2 tRNA genes and 1 rRNA gene are annotated in these 2327 nt (G+C 47.1%); all 3 read left to right on the top strand.

The window, feature by feature from the left end:
• Positions 1–392: 392 nt before the first annotated feature.
• Positions 393–1931, top strand: a 16S ribosomal RNA gene (locus tag QO187_RS13600).
• A gap of 75 nt (positions 1932–2006) precedes the next feature.
• Positions 2007–2083: transfer RNA gene (locus QO187_RS13595), tRNA-Ile, on the top strand.
• A gap of 9 nt (positions 2084–2092) precedes the next feature.
• Positions 2093–2168: transfer RNA gene (locus QO187_RS13590), tRNA-Ala, on the top strand.
• Positions 2169–2327: the final 159 nt, after the last annotated feature.

Below are 2327 nucleotides of genomic sequence, written 5' to 3'. Positions count from 1 at the left end.
ATTACACATTAATAACCCAGTTAACTTGTTGAAACAAATTAAAAAAAGAAGTTGACAGACTATTAAAACATGATATGATGGTCAGCTCGCTAAATAGGATAAGCCACATTGGCTGACTTATTTAGTTTGAAATACTAGCACTGGACGACAGTGTCAGACATTATTTAAAAGCATAACTAAAGAACAACTTGTGTGGATTTTTGCTGATTCAGAATGCTAAAAAATAAAGTTGACTATCTTTTCTTTTCGGAAAGATTATTAACTATAAAAATTATCATTTAAGACAGCAGAAAAACTCAAAGTTAATTCATTACGAACATAATTTTTAGCGATTTTGCCAGATTAAATGAGCCAAGTTTAGAAGCTTCTTTAAAGAGCTTCATAGCAAGATTAAACTGAAGAGTTTGATCATGGCTCAGATTGAACGCTGGCGGCAGGCTTAACACATGCAAGTCGAGCGGAAACGATGGTAGCTTGCTACCAGGCGTCGAGCGGCGGACGGGTGAGTAATACTTAGGAATCTACCTAGTAGTGGGGGATAGCACGGGGAAACTCGTATTAATACCGCATACGACCTACGGGAGAAAGGGGGCAGTTTACTGCTCTCGCTATTAGATGAGCCTAAGTCGGATTAGCTAGATGGTGGGGTAAAGGCCTACCATGGCGACGATCTGTAGCTGGTCTGAGAGGATGATCAGCCACACCGGGACTGAGACACGGCCCGGACTCCTACGGGAGGCAGCAGTGGGGAATATTGGACAATGGGGGAAACCCTGATCCAGCCATGCCGCGTGTGTGAAGAAGGCCTTTTGGTTGTAAAGCACTTTAAGCAGTGAAGAAGACTCTTCGGTTAATACCCGGAGACGATGACATTAGCTGCAGAATAAGCACCGGCTAACTCTGTGCCAGCAGCCGCGGTAATACAGAGGGTGCAAGCGTTAATCGGAATTACTGGGCGTAAAGCGAGCGTAGGTGGCTTGATAAGTCAGATGTGAAATCCCCGGGCTTAACCTGGGAACTGCATCTGAAACTGTTAGGCTAGAGTAGGTGAGAGGGAAGTAGAATTTCAGGTGTAGCGGTGAAATGCGTAGAGATCTGAAGGAATACCGATGGCGAAGGCAGCTTCCTGGCATCATACTGACACTGAGGCTCGAAAGCGTGGGTAGCAAACAGGATTAGATACCCTGGTAGTCCACGCCGTAAACGATGTCTACTAGTCGTTGGGTCCCTTGAGGACTTAGTGACGCAGCTAACGCAATAAGTAGACCGCCTGGGGAGTACGGCCGCAAGGTTAAAACTCAAATGAATTGACGGGGGCCCGCACAAGCGGTGGAGCATGTGGTTTAATTCGATGCAACGCGAAGAACCTTACCTGGTCTTGACATATCTAGAATCCTGCAGAGATGCGGGAGTGCCTTCGGGAATTAGAATACAGGTGCTGCATGGCTGTCGTCAGCTCGTGTCGTGAGATGTTGGGTTAAGTCCCGCAACGAGCGCAACCCTTGTCCTTAGTTACCAGCGGGTTAAGCCGGGAACTCTAAGGATACTGCCAGTGACAAACTGGAGGAAGGCGGGGACGACGTCAAGTCATCATGGCCCTTACGACCAGGGCTACACACGTGCTACAATGGTAGGTACAGAGGGCAGCTACACAGCGATGTGATGCGAATCTCAAAAAGCCTATCGTAGTCCAGATTGGAGTCTGCAACTCGACTCCATGAAGTAGGAATCGCTAGTAATCGCGGATCAGAATGCCGCGGTGAATACGTTCCCGGGCCTTGTACACACCGCCCGTCACACCATGGGAGTTGATTGCACCAGAAGTGGATAGCTTAACCTTCGGGGAGGCGTTCACCACGGTGTGGTTGATGACTGGGGTGAAGTCGTAACAAGGTAGCCGTAGGGGAACCTGCGGCTGGATCACCTCCTTATAGACGCATTCGGTCAGCAAGAATTCACAACAAGTTGTTCTTTAGTTTAAGCTTACGTTTTTAACAAACGTATTAGGGTCTGTAGCTCAGCTGGTTAGAGCACCGTGTTGATAACGCGGGGGTCGGTGGTTCAAGTCCACCTAGACCCACCATTTTACAATGGGGCCATAGCTCAGTTGGTAGAGCGCCTGCCTTGCACGCAGGAGGTCAACGGTTCGACTCCGTTTGGCTCCACCACTACTAAGACGGTTAAGTAAGCTTTAGATGCCAATAAATAAATAGGTATTAAATAGAAACAAGTGATTGTGACTGATTACTTCTTTCTGTTTTATACAGAATCTGTGACTCGACGAGAGCATAGAGACTATTTAAAAACATAGATATGAGTCTGGGTTA

It is taken from the genome of Psychrobacter sp. Arc9 (genome assembly GCF_041431295.1).
Classification (GTDB): domain Bacteria; phylum Pseudomonadota; class Gammaproteobacteria; order Pseudomonadales; family Moraxellaceae; genus Psychrobacter.
The sequence above is the reverse complement of the archived record's forward strand: the minus strand, read 5'-3'. Positions and strand labels throughout refer to the sequence as shown.